Below are 2,144 nucleotides of genomic sequence, written 5' to 3'. Positions count from 1 at the left end.
CCACCGAGGTGGCCGATGCCGGCGACGGCGCGACGCTGGCCTGGACCACCGGCGACTCGGCCTACGCCGTCAGCGGCGGCCACGACGCGAAGGACCTGCGCCACGCCGCGCTCGCGCTCGCTTCGGCGCCCTGACGCCGTTCAGTCCAGCATCGACGGCGTCCGGTCGGCGGCGAGCATCGCCCGCGCCTCGGCCGAATCGACGTCCATGCGGGCGATCAGCGCCTCGGCGCTCGAGAACCGCTCCTCGCCGCGGATGAAGCCGACGAGCTCGACCGCGATCTCCTGCCCGTAGAGGTCGCCCGCGAACCCGAACAGGTTGACCTCGAGCAGCGGCGCGCCGTCGTCGAAGGTCGGGCGGCGGCCGTAGCTCGCCACCCCGTCCCGCATCGTGCCGTCGGGCAGGCGCACGCGCACCGCGTAGATGCCGTGGGCGAGGGCGCAGTCCGAGAGCGCGAGGTTGGCGGTCGGGTAGCCCAGCGTGCGCCCGCGCTTGTCGCCGTGCCGCACGGCGGCGATCACGAACCAGCGGTAGCCGAGCAGCGCGTTGGCGCGGGCCACCTCGCCCTCGGCGAGCGCCCGCCGGATCGCGCTCGACGAGACCGGGTCGGCCTCGGTGCCGAGCGCCACCGGCGCGACGATGCGGCACGACAGGCCGACCTCGGCGCACAGGGCCGCCAGCATCGCCGGCGTGCCCTCGCGCCCGCGCCCGAAATGGAAGTCGTGCCCGACGACGACGCCCGACAGGCCGAGGTCGTCGCGCAGCAGCCGATCGACGAAGTCGCGCGCGCCGGTGCCGGCGAGGCCCGCGTCGAACCGGCGCACGATCACCCCGTCGAGCCCGAGCCGCCGGAAGACGATCTCGCGGGCGGCGACGCCGGTGAGGCGGAACATCGGCTTGTCGGGGGCGAAGTAGGCCCGCGGATGCGGCTCGAAGGTGAGGATCGCCGCCGGGACCCCGGTCTCGTCGGCGGCGGCGCGCACTGCCGCGACCAGCGCGCGATGCCCGCGATGGACCCCGTCGAAATTGCCGATCCCGGCGACGGCGCCGCGAAGCGCTGCCGGCACCGGCTCGTCCTCGCGGCAGATCGTGAAGGGCCCGGGAGCCGCCTCGGGAGCCGTCTCGTCGCCTGACGCCATCGGGAGCTTTTGCGGATCGTCCAGTGCGGCGGCCCTCGCTGGAACCGCGGATTGCAGCGCCGCGGACCCTGTCGAAAACCGCCGGGGCGGTCAAGCGAGGGGGGGCCTCCGCAGGACCGTCGAGCCCGCCCGACCCGACATCCGCTCAGCCCGCTTGGTCGCCCGGCCGGAACATGCGACCACCGGCAGCATCCGAGGCGGTGGCGCCTTGCCGATGAAGGGGCCGAGACGCCCGGTGCGCGAGATCCGCTTCGACCCAGGTTTCGACCGAGCCCGGCGATGGCGCGGCCGGTGATGCCGCGCTCGCTGCGGGCGCGGCTGCTCGCGCTCTGGCTGCTGCTGCTCGCCTCCGCCGCGGCCACCGGCTACCTGCTGTTCGCGTTCTACAGCCAGTCGGCCGACGTGCAGGTCGGCCAGGCCGAGGTCGCGGTCGCCCGCGCCTGCCGCGAGATCGTCGACCGCACCGCCTTCGTCGCCGGCGCGATGCCGTCCACGCGCGCGGTCGACGCCGCCCTGCGCGCCGACCTCGCCGATGCGGTGAGCGTGGCGCTCGCCCGCTCGCCCGGCGTCGAGGGCGGGATCTGGACCGCGTCCGAAGGCTCGGTCGCCTACGCCTTCCCGACCTACGAGGGCACCGGGCCGAAGACCGACCTGCCGGCGGCCGAGCGCGACAGCATCGCGCAGATCAATGCCGACGCGCTGCGCACCGAGCGGCCCGTGGCGCTCCGCCGCCCGAGCCGGACGCAGGCCCTGCTGCTCCAGGCCTGCCCCCTGCGCGGCCCGATCGTCGGCGCGACCGCCTGGACCATGGCGCGGATCCAGACCGATCACGGCCCGGCCTACCGCCAGCTGCTTGCCGGCTTCGCCTTCCTCGCGGCGACCGTGCTCGGCTCGGCGCTGTTCCTCGGGCGCTTCCTCTACGGCTTCTCCGGCCACATCGCCCGGCTCAAGGCGCAGCTCGCCGCGCCGCGCTCCGAGCGCGGCGCGGCGAGCTGCGCCTTGAGC

Annotated in this window: 1 protein-coding gene and 1 pseudogene; one reads left to right on the top strand and one right to left on the bottom strand. The window is 75.4% G+C overall.

Translation table 11 applies throughout. The features are described 5' to 3' along the window. Nucleotides 1–140: 140 nt before the first annotated feature. Entirely contained in the window at nt 141–1,139 is a 999-nt protein-coding gene (locus FV223_RS25985; protein ID WP_147729638.1) for a bifunctional riboflavin kinase/FAD synthetase, read from the bottom strand. A gap of 279 nt (nt 1,140–1,418) precedes the next feature. On the opposite strand from FV223_RS25985, the pseudogene FV223_RS25980 reads away from it, so the two are divergent. Continuing rightward, a pseudogene (locus tag FV223_RS25980) lies at nt 1,419–2,144 on the top strand (sensor histidine kinase); the annotation flags it as partial.

It is taken from the genome of Methylobacterium sp. WL116 (genome assembly GCF_008039455.1).
Taxonomy (GTDB): domain Bacteria; phylum Pseudomonadota; class Alphaproteobacteria; order Rhizobiales; family Beijerinckiaceae; genus Methylobacterium.
Note: the sequence above shows the minus strand (reverse complement) of the source record. Positions and strands in the feature narration are given on the sequence as shown.

What these genes read in the sequence shown, in the direction of transcription:
- FV223_RS25985 (WP_147729638.1), bottom strand. Translation starts at nt 1,139, where the DNA reads ATGGCGTCAGGCGACGAGACGGCTCCCGAGGCGGCTCCCGGGCCCTTC.